Below are 20641 nucleotides of genomic sequence, written 5' to 3' on the forward strand. Positions count from 1 at the left end.
GGAGACGATATGATCATCGGATTGCATCACGCACAAATTACCATCCCAAAAGGGGCAGAAGCGGAAGGAAAAGCGTTTTATTGTGAGCTATTGGGCTTGCAGGAAATCGATAAGCCAGAAGCATTGAGAGGACGCGGCGGCTTTTGGCTCGTGGTCGGCCGTCAGGAAGTGCATGTCGGGACTGAAGACGGCTTTGACCGTTTGGGGACAAAAGCGCATCTCGCGTATCAAGTGGAAGATATACACTATTGGCGCGAGCGGCTGGAAACGAACGCTGTTGAAATTCTGGAGGCGGTGCCGATTCCGGGATTTGCGCGTTTTGAATTCCGCGATCCGTTCGGCAACCGTGTGGAAATGATTCAATCCGTGGAGGAGAGCAACCAATGAAAATTATTGCTGGGTCAAATCAACAAGACAGTGAATTCATCAGAAAAAAAGTGATCGAACACAATATGAAAAACTTGCCGGACGAGGTCAAGACACCGGTGGAGCATCTGAATTTTGTGCTGAAAGACGATGACGGGACAATCATGGGCGGCCTCACCGCTACTACGTTCTGGCAGCATTTGCATGTCGATTTTTTGTGGGTGGATGACAGCCTGAGAGGGCAAGGTCAAGGCAGTGCATTGCTTGAGCAGATGGAGCAGGCGGCGAAAGAAAAAGGTTGCCGCTTGATCACGCTCGATACGTTCAGCTTCCAGGCGCCTGATTTCTACAAACGAAACGGCTACGAAGTGTTCGGCATGCTTGAAGACCACCCAAAAGGATTCAGCCAGTATTTTCTGCAAAAACGACTAGAGAATTAAAGCACAAGGCCGGCCTGAATGCAGGCTGGTTTTTTCTATGGAAAAAATTTCATTCACTAACTTGTAATGCAAGGGTTTATCGTTTATGATGATTTTATAACACTTGCATTGCAAGGTAGCGGAGTGACAAAGAAAGGGTTGATGCGCAAAGTGGCGGATTCTACACAAATGCTCAAAGGGATTTTAGACGGCTGCATCTTGTCGATTATCGAAGAAGGCGAGATTTACGGCTATGAACTGGCCGAAAAGCTGCAGAGTTACGGGTTTCAATCATTCAGCGAAGGCAGCATCTATCCGCTATTATTGCGGATGCAAAAAGAGGGGCTCGTGTCGAGTGTGCAACGGAAATCGACAGCCGGGCCGAAGCGTAAATATTATTCATTAACGGAAGCGGGACAAGCGGAACTGGAGCAATTTCTTGGGCGCTGGGCTGATTTGAAGCAATCGGTCGATGCGGTCATCACTAAAGGAGGGCAATGATATGCTATCTGCAAAATCTGAACAATTCCTGATTGAACTGCGCATGTATTTGGTGCAGCGGGGAAAAAGCGATGAGGACATCAACGAAGTGGTTGATGAACTAGAAAGCCATTTGATCGAATCGGAGAAACACGGCAAAAGTGTCGAGAGCATCGTCGGGAAAAACCCGAAACAGTATATGAAGAGCATCGGGGCGACGCTGCCGATTGCGGCGAAAGAATTGATGGTCCTCATTCCAGCGACGGTGTTGGTGATTCTCGCGTATTTGGCATACATCCCGGCTTTGTCAGGGGATTTCAACTTATCGCAAACGGTACTTTGGGGCATCATTCCGGTCGTCTTGAGCCTTGTTATCTACAGTTTCTTGATTTTCAAAGTGTTTCCGAAGTTTCACGATCAGCCGGTAAAGCTCGGCGTGATCGCGGTAACTATTTCAACTTTGGTCATCGGCTTTTGGGTGGCATTTTATTTATGGATGGTTCCAGAGAATACAGCGGCTTACTTCACGGCAACGGCTGAACAGAATTATATGATTGTCGCCGTCTGCCTTGTCGCGTTTATCGCCTATGCGCTGTACACGAAATCCTGGATTACGATTATCGTCGCGGCGTTAATGAGTGCGGGGCCGCTTGCGGAAAAATGGATCCCTCAGGATGTAAATGAAGATCCGGTATACATCGCCATGACTATCGGGATTTTCGTCTTGATTGGCATTGCCTTCATCTGGTTGTTGATGCGAAAACGTCGTAAAACCGCTTGAACGATGAGTTAGAGCAGGGCTTATCTTCGCTGAAAAAAAAAGAGCTGCCAGAGCAGCTCTTTTTTCTTATAAATCAATTAAATGGTACCGGCTTCGAATGATTCGTCGCTGATTTCGCCGACGATTTCCTCGAGAATGTCTTCCATTGTCACAAGGCCTGCGATGCGTCCGTCTTTTCCGGTAATGACGGCCATATGCGTCCGGCTTTGCTGCATGCTCGAGAGCACTTTTTGGATCGGCGTGTTTTCCGGGAAGCTTGGCATCGGATGCAGGAACGATTCCGGTGTCTGGGTTCTGCCGGCCGCCATGCTCGTCAGCAATTCTTTGGTGTTGATGAATCCGAGCAGACGGTTCGGGTCTCCACCTTCTGTCACAGGATAGCGTGTATACTCATGACCATCGAGTACCTTGAAAAGTTGTTCCTGTGTCAAAGAACTCTCAACCGACACGATTTTCTCTTTCGGGATCATGATGTGCTTGACGATGCGCTCGTCAAAATCGAAAATATTTTTCAAATACGTCAGCTCAGTTTGGTTGATCTCGCCGCTTTGGTAGCTTTCAGCCATGATCAATTTCAATTCCTCTTCGGAATGTGCTTCCGTATGGCCGCTCGGTTCCACTTTGAACAAGCGTAAAAACAAGCGTGCCGAACCGTTCAACAACCAGATGAATGGGCCCATGATTTTCCCGAACCAGTACAATGGCGGGGCGAGCAATAAAGTCATGCGTTCTGCATATTGAATGGCCAAAGTTTTCGGGGCCAGTTCGCCGATGACAACGTGCAAAAAGGTCACGATGCTAAGGGCAATGGCGTACGACAAGATGGTCGCGATGGCAGGGGATAAATTGAACTCCTCAAACAGTGGATGCAATAAGCGCTCAACGGTCGGTTCCCCGAGCGCCCCGAGAATCAATGCCGTGATTGTGATGCCGAGCTGGCAGGCAGAAAGGTAATAATCGAGTTTATCTGCCACTTCTTTGGCGCGCACGGCTTTTTTATTGCCTTCTGAGATCAATTGGTCGATCCGTGACATTCGTACTTTCAAAATAGCGAATTCGGCGCCGACAAAAAACGCAGTCGCCAAAATCATTAAAGCTACGAGCAATAAGTTAATTATTATTTGTCCATCCAAGTTGGATCCCCCAGAATCGGGGGCTCACCTCCAGTTAGTCGATTTGGTCTTGAGATTTTTTCGGTTTTTGCTTAAACAAAACTTGTTTGATTTGTTGGTGGTCCATATCGGTGACGGTCCATTCCGTATTTTTATACGTCAACGGCTCGCCAATTTCGATTTCTCCGGTCGTGCGGTAGTGGATCCAGCCGCCGATCGTGTCGATGTCCTGGCTATTGTCGAAGTCTACGCCAAAACGTTCTTCGAGTTCTTTCAATAACACGCGGCCATTCAGTACGTACTCGCGATCTGCAATTTTCTTGATTTCCGGCTCTTCGTCTTCGTCAAATTCGTCGCGGATTTCGCCGACAATTTCTTCGAGGATGTCTTCGAGCGTGAGCATGCCGGCGGTCCCGCCGTATTCATCCGCCACAATTGCTAGGTGGACGCGGGCATTCTGCATGCGCAGCAAGGCACCTTGCAAATCCGTCATCTCGAATACGGTTGGAACATCGCGGACAAAATCATGAAGCTTCCAATCACGCCCCGCGACGATTTGCGGCAGCATTTTCTTGGCGCTGACAAAACCGATGATCCGGTCCTTGTCGCCGTCTTCTGTTACGGGATAGCGCGTGTAATTATGTTCATCGAGCACATCGATGATTTCTTGAGATGGCATATCGAGGTCGAGCGTTACGAGCTCGGTCCGTGGCACCATGATATCTTTTGACGAACGTTCATCGAATGTGAAGACATTTTCCATATAAGACAACTCATTTTGATTGATGGTACCGCCTTCATAGCTTTGCGCCATGACGATTCTCAACTCGTCTTCCGAATACGCCTGCTCATGGCCTGGCTGGACGCCGAAAACTCTGAGCAATAGGCGGGCTGCTCCGTTCAACGCCCAAATGAAAGGCTTCATGATTTGGCCGAACCAATACAGCGGTGGAGCCAACAGCAGCGACATTTTTTCAGCGTATTCGATGGCGAGCGTTTTCGGCGCCATTTCTCCGAGCACCACATGAAGATACGTCACCAATAGGAAAGCAATCGCATAGGAAGCGGCGGATGCGACCGAATCCGACACTTGGAAAAAGTCGAAGACCGGATACATGAGCCGTTCGACGGTCGGTTTCCCGAGCGCCCCGAGGCCGAGTGCTGTGACCGTGATGCCGAGCTGGCAGGCGGACAGGTAATAATCCAAATTGCCGGCGACTTCTTTGGCGCGCACGGCTTTTTTATTGCCTTCTGCAATGAGCTGGTCCAAGCGCGACATGCGGATTTTGACGACCGCGAATTCAGCACCGACGAAAAAGGCGGTCAAAGCGAGCAATAGTACAAGCAAAGCTAGATTCAATAATGTGATTATGTCCACGTAAGATTCCCTAAAAAGGGATTCACCTCCATAAATAGTTCAGCCGGCGTCCGTAATTTTCCACGGGGCATGGCTGATGTTATTCAAAATGGCCGCTTACGATGACAGGTGAACTCCGTTCGTTGAAATGAGGCGGTCCGCACGGGTGCAACTGTTCATGCAAAACGGTGTAAAGCGGATGCTTCGTTTGAGTGCATAAATAAGTGTCGCTATTCCCTTCCCAATGGTTTCCCCTCCTTCAGTGATTAAGAAGTATAATACCATATTAATGACAGGAATCTGCAAAATATTCAGGAGAATGATGGATAAACAATCCCGAAAATTGGCGATATTATGTAGTAGCTTTTTTGTTTTTTTATGCTATACTTTTTTTAACAACTCAATAGACCTTGACATCACGTCAAAGGGGAGTAGCTATGGGGAAACCTATTTCACAGTCGTCATTACATGGATCGTATCCATCGGTTGTGATAGCAAAATCATTTTGCTTAGCAAGACCTTTGCCTTCTATAGGCAGGGGTCTTTTTTGTTGTCAAAATTAAGGAGGTTTTTCAGTTGGAAGCAATTTTATTGGAGTATTTATGGGTGCTGCTCGTCTTAGTGGCACTTGAAGGTTTGCTTGCTGCGGACAATGCCGTCGTCATGGCGGTCATGGTCAAGCACTTGCCGAAAGCGCAACAGAAAAAAGCATTGTTCTACGGGTTACTCGGAGCGTTCGTGTTCCGTTTTGCGGCTTTATTCATGATTACTTTGCTCGTCGATGTGTGGCAGATCCAGGCACTCGGTGCAGCGTATCTATTGTTTATTGCGTTTAAGCATATTTACGATCAGCGAAAAGGCAAAGAACACACCATCGAGCCGGAAGCGACAAAAGGTTCTGGCTTCTGGATGACGGTATTGAAAGTAGAACTGGCGGACATCGCGTTCGCAGTCGACTCGATGCTCGCAGCGGTGGCGCTTGCGATCACCTTGCCGCATCTTGGTTCCATGGAAATCGGCGGCATCAACGGTGGCCAGTTCGCTGTCATGCTGACGGGTGGTTTGGTCGGACTCGTCATCATGCGTTTTGCGGCGCATAAATTCGTCAAACTGTTGGCGAACTATCCGCAGCTTGAAACGACAGCTTTCGTCATCGTCGGCTGGGTCGGCGTGAAATTGACCGTGTTGACGCTCGGGCACGAAGGCGTCGGCATCTTGCCGTACGATTTCGCTCACTCGACAGAATGGAAATTGATCTTCTGGGGCGTTCTTCTTGCCATCGTGGCAGTCGGCGCACTTGTCAGCATCAAGAAAAAGCGCGAACAAAGCGCTGCGTAATTCCGGCTGGCCCGGTTGCAAGCAAAGTTCCTGCATGATAAAATCAACTCAATTCTGAAATGAAACGAGTTGATGGGTGGACAATGCGTAACTAACCTATATTTTTAGTCATTTGAAATAGTTATTTTTCGAAGGCAAAAACATAGGATTAGTCTGCCCATTTCATCCATAAGGTGTTGTAGTTTATTTGACACACCCAAAATGTACTGGCTAATCCTTCCAAATTTAGATTTGGGAGGATTTTTTAATTCTCCCTGTCCAAAACGAGAAGGGGTGGTTCTGCATGACAGAACTAATGAAATTATTGAACGTATCCTTGGAAATCGAACAACAACTATTATTCGAGGACGTGACGGCGAACATCATGAGCGACGACCGCATCGGCATCATCGGGAAAAACGGCGCTGGAAAAACGACGCTGTTGCGGCTGATTTCCGGCGACATCGCACCGGCCAGTGGACAGTTGATTCAAGGCGCACCGGATATGAGCGTGCGGGCAGTCGAACAGGAATTGCCGGATTACGCTTTTGAAGACGTGACGAAAGCGGAACAAGCGCTATTGAACAGATGGAAAGTCCCGTTCCGCGATTTTGCTCAATTGAGCGGAGGCGAAAAACTAAAGGCGAGGCTTGCGAAAGGCTTAGCACAGCCAGCGGATCTTTTGCTATTGGATGAGCCGACCAATCATCTGGACGCACAAGGCACAGCCCATTTGCTGCGCGAATTAAACGCTTATCCAGGCGCCATCGCGATCGTCTCGCACGACCGCTATTTCCTCGATCAAATCGCAACGAAGATCTGGTCGATTGAAAATGGCAAGATCCACAGCTATAACGGCAATTACAGCGATTATATTGAATTCCGCGAACAACAGCGTAAAAATCAACAGCACGCCTATGACATACAACAAAAACGCGTCGACCGGATCGAAAGCCAGATGAAGCAGCTTTCCTCCTGGTCTGAATCGGCGCATGCCAATTCCACCAAGCAGGAAGGCTATAAGGAATATTACCGGGTCAAAGCCAAAAGCATGGACGCGCAAGTGAAATCAAAGCAAAAACGCCTGGAGAAGGAATTGGCGAACGCGGCGGTCGACGCTGTCGAACCGGAATACGAGGTGTACTTTGCTTTCCGTGCCAATCCGAAAGCCGGGAAACGCTTTTTGGAAGTGAAAAAGCTAGAGAAATCGTTTGGCGACATGCCATTATTCAAGAACGCTTCGTTTACAGTCCAGCACGGGGAGAAAATCGCGGTTGTCGGCGCAAACGGCAGCGGCAAGACAACGTTTTTGAAAATGCTGGCGGGCGAAGAGCCGCTAAGTGAGGGGGAGCTTTGGCTATCGCCTTCTGCCTCTATCGGCTATTTGACGCAAGACGTCTTTGATTTGCCGCTTGAGCGGACGCCTGCCGAATTATTTGAGCAGTTCACGTTCAAAGAGCGGGGGCGTGTGCAGAACTTATTGAAGCATTTAGGCTTCCGCAAAGAGCAATGGCTGGAGCCGATCCGAGAGATGAGCATGGGCGAGCGGGTCAAATGCAAATTGATGAAATTCATCTTGGAAGATAAAGACGCCCTATTGCTCGATGAGCCGACCAATCATTTGGATTTGCCGTCGCGCGAACAATTGGAGTCGACCTTGGCGGACTACCGAGGCACGCTTCTCGTCGTATCGCATGACCGCTATTTGCTCGACAAGGCGACGGATGGCAAACTGGTGTTTGAAGGCGGAACGATCCGCAAGCAGCTCGGGGAAGCGCCGCCAAAAGAAGCGCTTGGCAGCACCGGTGAACTTCGGCTGAAACTCGAGACGGAGCGTCAAGCCGTACTCGGCAAACTGAGCTTCATGCAGCCGAAAGACAAGGGCTACGCAGAACTCGACCGGCGCTTTATGGAATTGACGAAGCATTTGAAGGAACTGGAGTAGACAGCGATAACGAAAAAGAGACGGCCGCGGCCGTCTCTTTTTTTATGCCAAACGCCCGTCTTTCATGGTAATGACGCGGTCCGCGTAGGCGAGCATGTCTTCTTCGTGGGTGACCATCAAGGTGGCGATGTTCAATGTTTTCGTCAGTTGCTGAAGCAATTCCATCACTTCGTGAGACTTGATGGAGTCCAAACTTGCCGTCGGTTCATCCGCGAACAAAAGCTTGGGCTGGTGGACGATGGCCCGAGCGATGGCGACTCGCTGCTTTTCGCCGCCGGACAGCGAAGCGGGATAGGCGGTTTTCCGGTGGTCCATGCCGACCGACTGGAGTATTCGCGCGGCTTCATCGCGGCGTTGTTTTTTCGAAAGCAGGGAGCCGGCTGTCTCGAGCATGAGCAGCAATTGTTCTTCGGCCGTGAGAAACGGCACGAGGTGCGCGGACTGGAACACAAAGCCAAACGATTCCGCACGGATTTGGCGAATCTGTTCTTGGTTCATGGCGGTCAATTCCTCGCCGTCAAAATGGATCTCGCCGCCGGAAGCGAGCTGAAGCCCCGCCGCGATCGTCAGAAGCGTGCTTTTGCCGGAGCCCGATGCGCCAACGAGTGCGGTGATTTCGCCTTGTGTCAGCGACAAGTCGATACCTTTTAAAATCTCTTCTGCTACCTCACCCGTTTTGAAAGTCTTTCGGATGTCTTGTGTCGTGAAAATCATGCTTATCCTTCTCCTTGTTGAATGACTTGAAGCGGCTTGGCTTTGCGAATCTGAAGGCCCGATAAAGTGGCCCCGGCAAATCCGATAACAAAGAACACCGCTGTTAATTGCAGCGTGGCATCAATCGGCAAGTGGAACGGCATTTCGCCTGGTGCCAGTGTCTCAAACACTTGGCTGACGGCGATCGATAAGATGAGTGCCATCGCAGTAATGACGAGCATCTGTGTCCAGATCATGCGGAACAAGGCTCCAGTCTTTACGCCGATCGCTTTTAAGATGCCGTACAGCCCGAGCTTCTGGATGTTCATCATATAGAAGAAAATCGCGAACAGCATGCCGCTGATAACCACTAAAAACCAAACAATCATCGACAGCGATAATTGCTCGGCGCTATAGCTCGGCAAAGTGTTGAGGAATTCTTCTATAGAGAAGCTTTGCAGGCCAGGAATTGCGCCGGGTTGTGCCATCTCTGGAAGGAACAGCATTTGCGGGTCTTCCGTGCGGTACATTTCCGCAAAGTCGTCCGGATGGATAAAAGCGACAGGTGTATGGCTGTATTTCGCGCCGTCGGTAAAGCCTGTAACGGTAAATTCGCCATCCAACTGGCTGTTGGTAAAGATATCGCCTTTTTGGATGCTGTCTTCTTCGAGCGAACGGTCGAGGATGATTTTGCCTTTTTTGACATCCGGAAATTCAGCCGAACCGGTCGATGTGGCGAATGCGACGCTTTGCTGTTCGTCTTGTTCATTCAATAAAAAACCCATCTGGATGGAGAATGCAAACGCGCCGTCGTTTTCCGACATGGCTGATTGCTGAGTTTCTGTGTCGATTGCGGATAAGGCGTGGGTTTCTTCCGCCGCCGTTTCCATATAGATCGTTCCGTCTGGCAAGTTCTTGATCAATGCGGCATTGTCTTGTGACAAGCCGTTCGCAAGCCCTGAGATGATAAAGGTCAATAAGCTGATCAAAAAGACAATCGATCCGAGGATCACGAATTTCGTTTTGCTTTTCTTCATTTCTTTCCATGCTAAGTTCACGTTGTTCGCCTCCGTTTTGGTGTACTTTCAGTCTATAGAGGCAAGATGAATGGAAGGTGAACGGGCGTTGACAGTTTGGAATAAAAAAAGCCCTCCGGTTGTGGAGGGCTTTGAATCTATACAGATGATGAGGCTGGAAGAATAACAGTTACGGTGGTGCCAGCACCTGGCGCGCTGTCGAGTTCGATCCGGCCGCCGTGGAGTTCGATGATTTCCTTGGCGATCGATAGGCCAAGGCCGGAGCCTTTTTGGCCGCGGGTGCGGGCTTGGTCCGCGCGGTAAAAGCGCTCGAAAGCATGTTTCGTTTCGTCCTCTGTCATGCCGATGCCGTGATCGCGTACCGTGACATAAATATGGTTCTCACTCTGCGTAAGGGTTACGTCGACCGAGCCGCCCTGTTCACTGTATTTCACTGCATTGGTCAATAGGTTTTCCCAGACGGTTTGAAGCAGCACCGCGTTGCCTAGAGTATAGGCTGGGGTGAGCTGTGCGGACAGCGCCAGTTCTTTGTTGTCGAACGCATAGCGCAAATGGCTAAGTGTCGCATGCAATTGCTCGTGAAGTGCAACGGTCTCGAGCGCTTCAGGTGTTTCCTTGTCGACGGACGCCAAGGTCAAGAGTTGGGTCGTCAGCAGAGACAAGCGCGCCGTCTCTTCGCGGATAATGTCTGCGTAGTGCTGCTTGTCGGAATCGCTGATGCCTGGTTTCTCTAACAAGCCGAGATAGCTTTGAATCGTATGAAGCGGCGACTGGATATCATGTGAGACATTATGGACGAATTCCTTGCGCTTGACGGTCGACTGCTCAATGCGCGAACGCATCAACCGGAACTGGTCGGCGAGGCGGCCGATTTCATCCCTCCGGTCGATCGCGAGCGGCACGTCAAAGGTTTCCGTCGCCATTTTCTCGGTCGCTTCGGTCAATTTCGTGATCGGCTGGATCAATAAACGCGCAACCAACAGCATGCCAAGAAAACTTAACAGCACAATGCCAACGGCCAGGCCGCCGAACAGTAGATGAAGCTCCTGGAACAATAGCTCGATGTCGGGACGCAGGAATAAAGCATAGGATTCACCGCCGAGCGTCACGGGGACGCCGATGGAATTTTGCAGTTCATTGGCGAAAAAGCCGGTGACGAAAGTTTGGCGTGGAAAATCACGGATGCCGTTGAAGGTGTCGCCGCCGAGCACGTGCTGGACATCTTCTTGGGCGATCGTTTCATCGCGGAATTTGCCGCCGAAGCGCGAAACATCGCTGCCATCGGTCAAATACAATTGATAGCCGGCGTCACCGAGAACGTCGAGTGTGCTTTCCACTTGGTTCGGCGGCAGGCTGTTCAAATGGCCGGCAAACGATTCGGCAATCGCGAGGTTTTTGTCGTTATTGTCTTCTTTCAAAAATTGGTGATACAGCGTGTTCATCGCGAAAAACGAAATGGCGCTGCTGATGAGCATCGTCAGGAATGTGAACCAGATGAATTTGACATACAAGCTCATGAATCGGCCTCCAGTTTATAGCCGACGCCGCGCACCGTGACAATCTTGACATCCGGTGCGAATTGCTCGAGCCTGGTGCGCAGCCGTTTGATGTGGACGTTGATGGTCTGTTCGTCCCCTTGAAAATCGAGCCCCCATACGCTTTCGATAATGGCGTCTCGCGTAAATACGTGGCGCGGTTTCGAGGCGAGCAAGGCGAGCAGCTCAAATTCTTTTAATGGGATAAACGACAAGCCGTTCGGCGAGCGCAGTTCGTAGCTTTTTAAGTCGATTGTTAAAGACCCTGCCGTAAGGGTATTGTTTTCGGGGTGGTCGTAACGGCGCAAAATCGCTTTGACACGGAACAGCAATTCTTTGGATTCGAACGGTTTGACCAAATAATCATCGGATCCGGCAAGAAAACCGCGTTCCTTGTCTTCGATGTGGTGGCGCGCTGTCAAGAGGATGACCGGGATATCGTAGTCTGTGCGGATGCGTTCGGTTAATTCAAAACCGTCGATTCCGGGCATCATGACATCGACAATCGCCAGGTCTACTGGTTGCTGTTCGAGACGCGCCAATGCCTGTTCACCATTTTCGGCGGATATCACTTCGTAGCCATGTTGCCGGAGCTCCCCGGCGACAAACTGAAGCATATGTAAATCGTCATCTACTGCAAGAATACGGATCATGTAAAACCCTCCTTGCCTATTAGTATAGGACATCGTGCGAAAAGGCGTTAGATTTTCCTTTCCTGGATGAAGTTGGCTTGTATAATGGAAAGAAAACAACTGCAGTGTAACTGATGTCGCTGTGAATAAGGGGTGCGGGCAATGTGTGGAATTTCACGGCATAATGAACAAGATTGCTTAGGATGCAGGCTGGCAAACGGCGAACTGCCGGTGCACATGGTGTATGAAAACGAGTGGGTCGCGTGTTTTTTGGACCACGATCCGTTCAATGAAGGGCATGTGCTCATTTTACCGAAAGCCCATTACCGGTTTATCGACGAGATGGACAGCGAGACGGCACTTGCCATTTTAAACGCTTCACAAGTAATGAGCCGGACCATCAGGGAACTTTACGCACCGTTTGGCATTACGCAAACGCAAAATGGCGGCGGGGCCGATGAATTAACGCATTTTCATTTGCACATCGTGCCAAGAGAGAAAAATCAGCCCTTCGCGAGTTTCTATACAGGAGATGAGTGGGACAATGAAGCGTTAAAGAACCAACTGGCCGATACGCGCACTCAATTGGCGGTGGCTGTTGAAAAGCAACTCTCGGGGTTTCCCGGGAAATAATGCGCAGCGAAGACGAAGGAGACTGTTATGCCAAAACGAATCGATGAACAAGCACTCCATCAACAACATTACGCGGAAATCCGCAATAAAGTGGCAAGTGATCCCTATGCCAAGTCGCTCGGCATCCGCTTGACGAAATTCGAAGAGACGCTGGCCGAGGCGGAGCTGGTCGTGCAAGATCATATGGTCAATGCGTACGGAACTGCGCACGGTGCGGTCATTTACGCACTCGCTGACCATGTCATGTCGGTCGCAAGCAATGCGCACGGCAAAGCATCGGTCGGTTTGTCGACCAATGCCCAGTTTATCCAAGCAGCAAAACCGGGAGACCTGTTGACGGCGCGCGCGATCGAGACGAAGCGCAATTTTCGCGTCGGTTTCTACCGCATCGACGTGCTGCTCGGAGACGAGATCATCGCGACGGTTGACGGGGTAGCGTACCGGAAAGATCAGTATTTCGTGGAAACGGAAGACGAATGAATCTTCGGATAGGAAGGGGGGCGTGGATATGCTATTGACGATTCAACCGGAAGAGCTGACCGAGCGCTGGTATGATGTGTTCGAACAAATTGAATGGACAGAAGTATTGCTGTTTTTGTTTTACGTGGCATGTATTTTTCTCGTCAGGGCGGTTGTGCTCGGCATTTCTCGCCGCTTAAGCACCAATCGGGTCTTCCGCCACGTTGACCCTGTGCTCCGGAGCTTGTTGAACTGGGCCACAACCTATGGGATTTTGCTGTTTATGATTTTTTATTTTTCCAATTCGGGCTGGATGTTCGATCGCCTGTTTGAAATCGGCAATGTCGAAATCACGGCGTTCCTATTAATCCTTGTCGTCTTGATTGTTTCGCTTGCCAACCGGGCGTCGAAAATCATCACGCGTTATATTTTGCCGAATGTCTATCAGCGCTACCACTTGGACCGTGGCATGAGCTACACATTCGATAGGATGTTCCACTATACGGTGATGGCCATCGCCATCGTCGTCAGCTTGACGACGGTCGGGTTGGATTTAAGTGCCTTGACAGTGTTCGCCGGTGTGCTTGGCGTCGGGATCGGTTTTGGTCTGCAGAACATCGCCTCGAACTTCATTTCAGGGATCATCTTGCTGTTCGAGCGGCCAATTAAAGTCGGCGACCGGGTGATCATCGATGATTTGATCGGCGATGTCGATAAAATTTCGATGCGCTCGACCGTCATCAAGACGATTCACAATGAACACGTCATCGTGCCGAACTCCTATTTCCTGGAGGAGCAAGTGGTTAACCGTTCCTACGGCGATCCGCGCATGCGGCTTGTGGTTCCGGTCGGTGTCGCATATGGGACGGATGCCGACAAAGTGAAAAGAGTATTGCTTCAAGCTGCACAAGAAGAAGAACAAGCAGGCGGTGTCGTCTTGTCAGATCCGGCACCGTTCGTCAATTTTGCAGCGTTCGGCGAGTCGTCGCTCGATTTTGAGCTGATGGTCTGGATCGACAACTCGAACCAGGTCATCGCCACAAAAAGCGCATTGAATTTCCGCATCAACCGCCTGTTTGCAGAACACGAGATTGAAATCCCGTTCCCTCAGCGCGATCTGCATATAAAGAGCATGCCCGAGATGAAGCAGCAATGAAAACCTTCCAGCGTCATGGATTTTAAATCCGCTTCAAACAAGAGGAGGCACAACAGATGAATGAATTTGCAGAGTACTTGGCGAAGATCGACAACCCGGATCACCGCGAACGGGTCGAAGAAGTGTTGAAATGGGTCATGGAAACCTATCCTCAGCTCGTTCCGCGTGTTGCGTGGAATCAGCCGATGTTCACCGATCATGGCACCTTTATCATCGCGTTCAGCACCGCGAAAAAACATATGGCGGTGGCACCGGAAAAAGCAGCGATCGACCGCTTCGAGCAGGACATTGAAGCAGGCGGCCATTCGAGCACGAAGCAATTGATCCGCATGAGCTGGGACAGCCCTGTCGATTACGCATTGCTGGGTAAACTGATTGAATTCAATATCGAAGACAAAGCGGATTATGAGAAGTTTTGGCGGTAAATAAAACTATTCTGTAACGAGAGGGTTTGGGATTTTCCTCTCATGACTTGATTAGGACAATGAAAAAAGGAAGAGACCGTGGTCTCTTCCTTTTGTTATGAAGCCGTCTTCGCCGCAAGCGGTGCTGCCGCCGGCTTGCCGAAATAATAGCCTTGGAATAATTCGTAGCCTTGTGCTTTCAGCCACAGGAAATCTTCTTCGGTCTCGATGCCTTCTGCAAGCGGCGTTGAGCCGACTGCCTGGGCTTTCTCGAGGAAGCTCTGTGCGACTGCTTGCTTAGCGGAATCGTTCGCCACGCCATCGACGTATTTCATATCGAGCTTCATGAAATGCGGCTTCAATTCGTCGAGCACTTCAGCGGTGCTATAGCCTTCACCGACATCGTCGAGTGCGTATTGAAAGCCTCTCGATTTGTAATAGCCGAGGATGCGCTTCAAATGCTCGAGGTCATCGACTTTCTCGGATTCGACGACTTCGAACACCAATTGGTTCGGGTCGACGCCTGTCTGGTGGGCCAGGTCGATTGTCGAACGCAGGCAAAACTCCGGCGAGTAAATCGAAGTCGGGATAAAATTGATGAACGCTTTTTCACCGGACAGTTGGCCGGCCGCGCGAACGGCGGTCATCCGGCAGACGCGGTCAAGTGCATACAAGCGGCCGCGGCTTTTCGCTGCAGGGAAGATGGTGTTCGGGTAAATGACTTGCCCGTCGGCGTCATGGAACCGTGCGAGCATTTCATAGGCGAAGATGTTGCGGTCTTGATCGACGATCGGCTGGAAATGGGAAACGATGCGTTCGTTTTGGATGACTTCATCGATCCATTCCATATCGAATACTTGGTGCATGTCGGTAATCGGCTGGTAACTTTCCTGGTTGATGCGGAATTCAGCCAATTCGGTTTCCAGCAGGTCTTCACAAAAACTCAAAAATTCACGAGCGCCGAACTCGCCCATGCGCAGCCGGCTGTCTTTCAAAGAGACGTCCAAGCCTTGGCGTTCTAAATGATCTATGGCAATGGGAATAATGGAATGGTTTAATTCACCGCTTAGGCGAATATCAAATGTCAGTGTCGAGACAGAACAATTATTGCAGTTCAAACATGCTCCCCCTTAAATTTGTGGTAATTAAAGTATATCGGATGTGACTTAATTCACAAGAATTTTTTACAAAATTAGCTTATAAGGCATAAAAGGCAAAGTATATAACAAAAAATGGTTACCTTTATGATATTGCTTTATTGCTGCGAGTCGGAAGCTTTGCCTAGCTTCCTGTGAAAACGCTAAAATGGGAATATTAACTTTTCGGGAGGCGATAGGATGAATGAAGAAATAATGTTTCGGCAATGGAAAACCTGGCGCGGCATGATCATCAAACTGTTGGATAAGATGAGCGAAGAAGAAGCAGACCAAATGCCGACGCCGTTCCGCAACTCGATCCGCTGGAACGCGGGGCATCTGGCCACGGGAATCGATAGTTTCGTTTCGAAATCACTCGACACGGAGCCGTTTTTGCCGCAACGCTATAAAGAATTATTCGCCAGCGGCACATCCCCGCAAAATTGGGAAGGCGACGTGCCGTCATTAGAAGAACTTAAGCAAGTGCTGCGCGACCAGCCCGACCAAATCGAGCGTGTGACCGCCGGCAAACTCGATAGTAAATTGCTCGAGCCGTTTCTTGGCATGGAGACGCTCGGGGAAGTCCTGGCGTTCATGATTTCACATGACGCGCTTCATCTCGGAACGATGAGCGCTATCCGCAAAACGATCAAAATTCAATAACTAGACAAAAGCCCCGACTGAATCTGCAGTCGGGGCTTTGTTACAGGAGTATGTCATTGTCATTTCCATGGTCATATCGGCGTGCCTGCCCTTATACAAAGTGGTATACTGAAAGCAATTCATTGGAAAAGGTGGCAGGCAGAATGTCTTCATTTAAGGAGTTTTGCGGATATATCACAGCGAGCCCGCGTACGCTCGCTGAACAAGTAGTGGACCGGGTGCTTGCGAAAATCGACCAGGACATCCCGGCAGAGGAACGCTTACGCGCGGTGGAAATGTACGAAGAATTGCTTGGCTATCTCGGCGAGACCATCGGCAATGAAGCCGACCTTGAGGTGCCGGATGCACTCATCGAGTGGAGCAAGCAAAATGCAGAAATGCAAGTATCTTCCGGCGGCAAGATTTCGGAGATCGTCGTGCGTTATCCACCGACGCGCGTCGTCATGGCGGAATTGTTCACGGAACTGAGCGTCAAATCAGGGCTCAGCCTGGAAGAGAATGCGCTGGTCATCAAACGCATCAACACCTTGCTCGATGTCAGCCTGAACGAAACCTTCTTTGCGTTTGAACGGCTTCAGGAAAAATACGAAGCGGAAATGCAAAGCGAGATGATTGCGCTGTCGGCACCGATCGTTCCAGTCGCGGACGATGTCGTCGTCTTGCCGTTGATCGGCTATCTCGACAGCTACCGGGTCAACCACATTTTGACGAATGTTATCCCACGCATTGCGGAAATGGATGTATATCACGTCATCACGGATTTCTCGGGCGTGTTGAAGATTGACGACCAGACCGCAGAAGCGATCCACCATATCGGCAGCACGCTCAGCTTGATGGGCATCCACGTCGTCGTGGCGGGGCTGCGTCCGGACTTGGTGCAGACTATCGTCCAGTCGGGTATTCAATTAGCATCCGCGGATGCCTATGCGACCGTCAAGCAAGCGCTGGAAAGCTTGGAAAAAGTCGAATCGTAAGCAAAGCCGGACTCTATAGGGGGTCCGGTTTTTTCGTGGGGTTTAGTAAAAATTTCCGTGAAACTGCCGATAATAAAAGAGAGAGCTTAGTAGGTTGGATGTGTATGGAAATGTAAATATTTTCATTTAAGCATTCAAAAGGTATTGTGAGAAACGTAATAATAAGCTATCGTTTGGAATAAATAATTCATCTTGATTTCAAAGTAAAAACTTATAGCGGAGGCCCTTCATGAACGAAACCGAACAATTGGAACAGCGCATCCAGGAGCTGATGGCGTTATGGGATGCATCGAAAGAGCTCAATTCCCATCTTGAGCAGGATAAAGTGTTCGACAATATTCTGCAGCAGATGATGCACGTCATCGGAGCGGAAGCTGGCACTTTGTGGATTGCGGATACAGACGGGCAGCACTTGCAGGCCGTGTCCGCATTCGGTGCGGCTGCCGAAGAAATTCTCGATGTGAAAGTGCCGAGAGGGCAAGGCGTCGTATGGAAAGTGCTCGAAACGGGCCAGGCCGAACGCATTGAAGACGTCACGCGGCACGCCGATTGGAACGAACGGATTGACCGGGAGAGCGGATTCATCACGAGCTCTCTCTTGACGGTTCCGTTGATTGTTAAAAGCCAATTGCTCGGCTCTTTGCAATTGCTCAACAAGCGGGACGGCGAATTTTTTACCGAACATGATCTGCGCCTAGCAGAAGCGCTGGCGCATCAATCCGCGCTCGCGCTGCACAATAGCCAAATGTACGATGAGCTCAACCGCATGCTCATCAGCATGATCCGCACGCTCGCGACGCTGCTCGATGCGCGCGACCCTTACACGGCCGGGCATTCGGGACGCGTCGCGAATTACGCCTTTTGGATCGCGCAGAAAATCGGCATGGCGCCTTCCGAATGCGAAGAACTGTATAAAGCGGCGCTGCTTCACGATATCGGGAAAATCGGCATCCGCGATGACTTGCTGCAAAAACCCGGCCGTTTAACGAAAGACGAATTCCACGCAATCCAACAGCATACGGTGATCGGTGCGGGAATTCTCGCGAACATGGAGCCGCGGCATGCGATGGAGCGAGCGGTGGAAACAGCAAAATCCCACCATGAGCGCCTGAACGGCAGCGGCTATCCAGAAGGGCTAAAAGGCGATGCGATCCCGCTGTTCGCACGCATTGTTGGCGTCGCGGATACCTTCGATGCAATGACCACCGTCCGCCCCTACAGCAAAGGGTTCACTCCGCAAGAAAGCGCAGAAGAATTGTTGCGCTTCCGAGGCGAGTTGTTCGAAGCGGAATTGGTCGATGCGATGATTTCAATCTTAGAAGAATGCGATTACGACTTAAGCACGTATAAAACAGAGCGGAGATACCGGATATGAGCATGTTTGATTATTTACTACTGGGCCACTTAGTCGGCGATTTTTTGTTGCAGACTTCGTGGATGGCGAAACACAAAGCGACCCAGTGGCTGCCGCTCCTGGCGCATGTGTCGGTGTACACGGCGGTCATCGCGTTGTTTGGTTTATTTGCAGGCGGCTTGTCGCTTCCGGCGATTGCGCTCGTCTTCATAAGCCACATTGCGCTCGACCGGCGGCGCTTTGTCCAGTTTTGGGTCAAGCGCATCCAAATGACCACAGGATCCGAAAGCAGATGGCTCACAATTGTCGCGGACCAGATTTTCCACCTATTGTTTCTGGCTTTGGCGATCGCATGGACATAGGAGTGAACGATGATGAAATTGAAACCGAAAGTCTACATACTGGAACAGGAATTTCCGATTGACCGTGAAATGGCGTGGCAGCTGCTCGCCGACAATAACCAGATGAATGACGCGATCGGCTTGTTTCCTGTATCGTTCGGGCAGGCGAAAACGGAGACAGGCGGCGTGTTTTACCGGGAAGCGGCAGCGAAAGTGATGGGGCTGGTGCCGATGAAATGGCAGGAGTTTCCATTCGAATGGCAGGAACAGGAGTATTACACGGTCGAGCGGCGATATTTGTCGGGCCCGCTGCTGTATTATAAATTGAAAGTCGAATTGTCCGATGCAGCGAGTGGGGGCATGCAAACGAAAATCCACTTAACGGCCGAGTTCGCGCCGCGCAATGCACTCGCTTATCCAGCCATCCAGACGACTGGGCTGCCGGCGGTCAAAAAGATCATGCTGTATTTGGAGAATGTCCAACTGGATGCACAGTCATCCAGACTAGCGAAACCGGCCGCACCGAAAGTGAACCATGCCGAACTCGAACGGTTGTCGAATGATTTGCGCGCTTTTCCAGTCGCAGAGGAATTTATTGCTCAGCTAAAAGCGCATCTCGGTGAAAGCAGCGACCAAGACGCGGCGCAATTGGTGCCAAGCCAACTCGCGAAGCTTTGGGAGATGGATAGTGAGAAAGTGTTGAGGGGCTTGTTATACGCAACGAAAACAGGACTCTCGGAAATGAGCTGGCATGTCATTTGCCCAAATTGCCGCGTGTCCAAAGATGACCACCGCAGTTTGTCCGAACTCGAGCAGCAATTCCATTGCGACCTGTGCGGCGTCTTGTACGATGTGAACTTCGACCAATCCGTCGAGCTGCAATTCGCGGTGCATCCGAACATCCGCCAAGCCTATGCAGAAGTGTATTGCGTCGGCGGCCCGGTGATTACGCCGCATATTAAAGCACAGCGCATTCTGCATCCGGGAGATCATACGGAATTTTTGCTAGCGGATCAGGCGTCAATGCGCTTGAGGGTGCTGCAAAAAAATGATCAAGTGCCAGTCGGGCAGAAGGGTTCGTTCCGTTATACGGAAGCGGGATGGATAGAGGAAGCTCGGGAAGCATCGAACATTTCCGTCATCAACGACAGCGAAAAAGACATTGTCGTCGCGCTGGAAAATGCCGACTGGAGCAAAGACACGGTGACGGCGGCGAAAGTGACCGCCATGCAGGAATTCCGCGATTTGTTTTCGTCGGAAGTGCTGGCGCCGGGGCAGAAAATCGCCATCGGCCAGGTAACGATCCTCTTCACGGATCTGAAGGGCTCGACTGCATTGTACGAAGAAGCGGGAGACGCCAATGCCTACGGACGCGTGCGCGGCCATTTCGATTTTTTGACCGAACACATCAAACAGAATTCCGGCAGCGTCGTCAAGACGATTGGAGACGCGGTCATGGCGGTGTTCTCGAAACCCGCGGACGGCGTCAAAGCGGCGCTCGCGATCCAGGAAAAACTGGACGCTTTTAACGAACAAACAAATGATACACTGCTACTGAGGCTCGGCCTCTTTAGTGGGCCGGCGATTGCTGTCAATTCGAATGATCGGTTCGATTATTTCGGCCGCACCGTGAATCTAGCGGCGCGTGTGCAGGGGCAGGGAGATGCGGGGGAAGTAATCCTGAGCCAGGAGTTGCTCGAACAGCCAGACGTGGCGGCGCTAGTGGATGTACAAGGCTTATCGATCGAGTCGTTCACCGCTGAACTAAAAGGCATTACAGGCGAACAGCAATTGGTGCGTTTGCGCATGCAAGAAATGGCTCATATAGAAGCAGGCTAAATCAGGTT

22 protein-coding genes are annotated in these 20641 nt (G+C 50.6%); 15 read left to right on the forward strand and 7 right to left on the reverse strand.

Annotation, left to right across the window (positions count from 1 at the left end):
- Window positions 1-9 precede the first annotated feature (9 nt).
- From M1Q06_RS00975 to M1Q06_RS00990, 4 genes are all read left to right on the forward strand, one after another.
- On the forward strand, window positions 10-387 hold the full coding sequence (locus tag M1Q06_RS00975) for a VOC family protein (RefSeq protein WP_434400994.1): 378 nt from the start codon (window positions 10-12) through the stop codon (window positions 385-387).
- Entirely contained in the window at window positions 384-806 is a 423-nt protein-coding gene (locus M1Q06_RS00980; RefSeq protein ID WP_121300658.1) for a GNAT family N-acetyltransferase, read from the forward strand. The genes M1Q06_RS00975 and M1Q06_RS00980 overlap by 4 nt, the downstream gene beginning before the upstream one ends.
- A 150-nt stretch (window positions 807-956) precedes the next feature.
- A complete protein-coding gene (locus M1Q06_RS00985; RefSeq protein ID WP_068459767.1) occupies window positions 957-1286 on the forward strand; it encodes a PadR family transcriptional regulator in 330 nt (109 codons plus the stop codon).
- Window position 1287: 1 nt separating this feature from the next.
- Window positions 1288-2046, forward strand: coding sequence for a DUF1129 family protein (locus M1Q06_RS00990; protein WP_434400996.1), 759 nt, complete (start codon window positions 1288-1290; stop codon window positions 2044-2046).
- A gap of 77 nt (window positions 2047-2123) precedes the next feature.
- Here the strand turns inward: M1Q06_RS00990 and M1Q06_RS00995 are convergent, their stop codons facing one another.
- Window positions 2124-3179 (reverse strand): hemolysin family protein, encoded by a 1056-nt coding sequence (locus tag M1Q06_RS00995; RefSeq protein WP_112232712.1) that lies wholly within the window; start codon window positions 3177-3179, stop codon window positions 2124-2126.
- 34 nt (window positions 3180-3213) lie between these two features.
- On the reverse strand, window positions 3214-4536 hold the full coding sequence (locus M1Q06_RS01000; protein ID WP_434400998.1) for a hemolysin family protein: 1323 nt from the start codon (window positions 4534-4536) through the stop codon (window positions 3214-3216).
- A gap of 555 nt (window positions 4537-5091) precedes the next feature.
- On the opposite strand from M1Q06_RS01000, the gene M1Q06_RS01005 reads away from it, so the two are divergent.
- Window positions 5092-5853, forward strand: a complete 762-nt coding sequence (locus M1Q06_RS01005; protein WP_434401000.1) for a TerC family protein — start codon at window positions 5092-5094, stop codon at window positions 5851-5853.
- A 283-nt stretch (window positions 5854-6136) separates the two neighbouring features.
- On the forward strand, window positions 6137-7777 hold the full coding sequence (gene abc-f / locus M1Q06_RS01010) for a ribosomal protection-like ABC-F family protein (RefSeq protein WP_434401002.1): 1641 nt from the start codon (window positions 6137-6139) through the stop codon (window positions 7775-7777).
- Between the two features lie 42 nt (window positions 7778-7819).
- Here abc-f and M1Q06_RS01015 read toward each other — a convergent pair whose 3' ends face one another.
- The 4 genes from M1Q06_RS01015 to M1Q06_RS01030 form a co-directional block, all read right to left on the reverse strand.
- Window positions 7820-8491, reverse strand: coding sequence for an ABC transporter ATP-binding protein (locus M1Q06_RS01015; RefSeq protein ID WP_434401004.1), 672 nt, complete (start codon window positions 8489-8491; stop codon window positions 7820-7822).
- Window positions 8492-8493: 2 nt separating this feature from the next.
- A complete protein-coding gene (locus tag M1Q06_RS01020) occupies window positions 8494-9528 on the reverse strand; it encodes an ABC transporter permease (RefSeq protein WP_434401006.1) in 1035 nt (344 codons plus the stop codon).
- A 116-nt stretch (window positions 9529-9644) separates the two neighbouring features.
- Window positions 9645-11024, reverse strand: a complete 1380-nt coding sequence (locus M1Q06_RS01025) for a sensor histidine kinase (protein WP_434401008.1) — start codon at window positions 11022-11024, stop codon at window positions 9645-9647.
- On the reverse strand, window positions 11021-11695 hold the full coding sequence (locus M1Q06_RS01030; RefSeq protein ID WP_434401010.1) for a response regulator transcription factor: 675 nt from the start codon (window positions 11693-11695) through the stop codon (window positions 11021-11023). The genes M1Q06_RS01025 and M1Q06_RS01030 overlap by 4 nt, the downstream gene beginning before the upstream one ends.
- Window positions 11696-11836: 141 nt before the next feature.
- Between M1Q06_RS01030 and M1Q06_RS01035 the strand changes: the two genes are divergently transcribed.
- The 4 genes from M1Q06_RS01035 to M1Q06_RS01050 are packed head-to-tail and all read left to right on the forward strand — an operon-like array spanning window position 11837 to window position 14347.
- Window positions 11837-12307: an HIT family protein gene (locus M1Q06_RS01035; RefSeq protein ID WP_434401012.1), complete on the forward strand. Its 471-nt coding sequence runs from the start codon at window positions 11837-11839 to the stop codon at window positions 12305-12307.
- Window positions 12308-12334: 27 nt separating this feature from the next.
- Window positions 12335-12787: a PaaI family thioesterase gene (locus tag M1Q06_RS01040; RefSeq protein ID WP_434401014.1), complete on the forward strand. Its 453-nt coding sequence runs from the start codon at window positions 12335-12337 to the stop codon at window positions 12785-12787.
- Window positions 12788-12815: 28 nt separating this feature from the next.
- Window positions 12816-13922, forward strand: coding sequence for a mechanosensitive ion channel family protein (locus M1Q06_RS01045; RefSeq protein WP_434401016.1), 1107 nt, complete (start codon window positions 12816-12818; stop codon window positions 13920-13922).
- Window positions 13923-13978: 56 nt separating this feature from the next.
- Window positions 13979-14347, forward strand: coding sequence for an iron chaperone (locus tag M1Q06_RS01050; protein ID WP_121300670.1), 369 nt, complete (start codon window positions 13979-13981; stop codon window positions 14345-14347).
- 95 nt (window positions 14348-14442) lie between these two features.
- Here the strand turns inward: M1Q06_RS01050 and M1Q06_RS01055 are convergent, their stop codons facing one another.
- Window positions 14443-15444, reverse strand: a complete 1002-nt coding sequence (locus tag M1Q06_RS01055) for an EAL domain-containing protein (protein ID WP_434401018.1) — start codon at window positions 15442-15444, stop codon at window positions 14443-14445.
- Window positions 15445-15663: 219 nt separating this feature from the next.
- Between M1Q06_RS01055 and M1Q06_RS01060 the strand changes: the two genes are divergently transcribed.
- The 5 genes from M1Q06_RS01060 (at window position 15664) to M1Q06_RS01080 (ending at window position 20633) form a co-directional block, all read left to right on the forward strand.
- Entirely contained in the window at window positions 15664-16125 is a 462-nt protein-coding gene (locus M1Q06_RS01060) for a DinB family protein (protein ID WP_121300672.1), read from the forward strand.
- Window positions 16126-16268: 143 nt separating this feature from the next.
- Complete coding sequence (locus M1Q06_RS01065) at window positions 16269-17099, forward strand: STAS domain-containing protein (protein ID WP_434401020.1); 831 nt, start codon at window positions 16269-16271, stop codon at window positions 17097-17099.
- A gap of 229 nt (window positions 17100-17328) precedes the next feature.
- A complete protein-coding gene (locus M1Q06_RS01070) occupies window positions 17329-18474 on the forward strand; it encodes an HD domain-containing phosphohydrolase (RefSeq protein WP_434401022.1) in 1146 nt (381 codons plus the stop codon).
- Window positions 18471-18815 (forward strand): DUF3307 domain-containing protein, encoded by a 345-nt coding sequence (locus tag M1Q06_RS01075; protein WP_434401024.1) that lies wholly within the window; start codon window positions 18471-18473, stop codon window positions 18813-18815. The genes M1Q06_RS01070 and M1Q06_RS01075 overlap by 4 nt, the downstream gene beginning before the upstream one ends.
- Window positions 18816-18824: 9 nt before the next feature.
- Window positions 18825-20633 (forward strand): adenylate/guanylate cyclase domain-containing protein, encoded by a 1809-nt coding sequence (locus tag M1Q06_RS01080; RefSeq protein ID WP_434401026.1) that lies wholly within the window; start codon window positions 18825-18827, stop codon window positions 20631-20633.
- Window positions 20634-20641: the final 8 nt, after the last annotated feature.

The organism is Planococcus sp. 11815 (genome assembly GCF_051096385.1).
In the GTDB taxonomy this organism is placed as follows: Bacteria; Bacillota; Bacilli; order Bacillales_A; family Planococcaceae; genus Planococcus; species Planococcus citreus.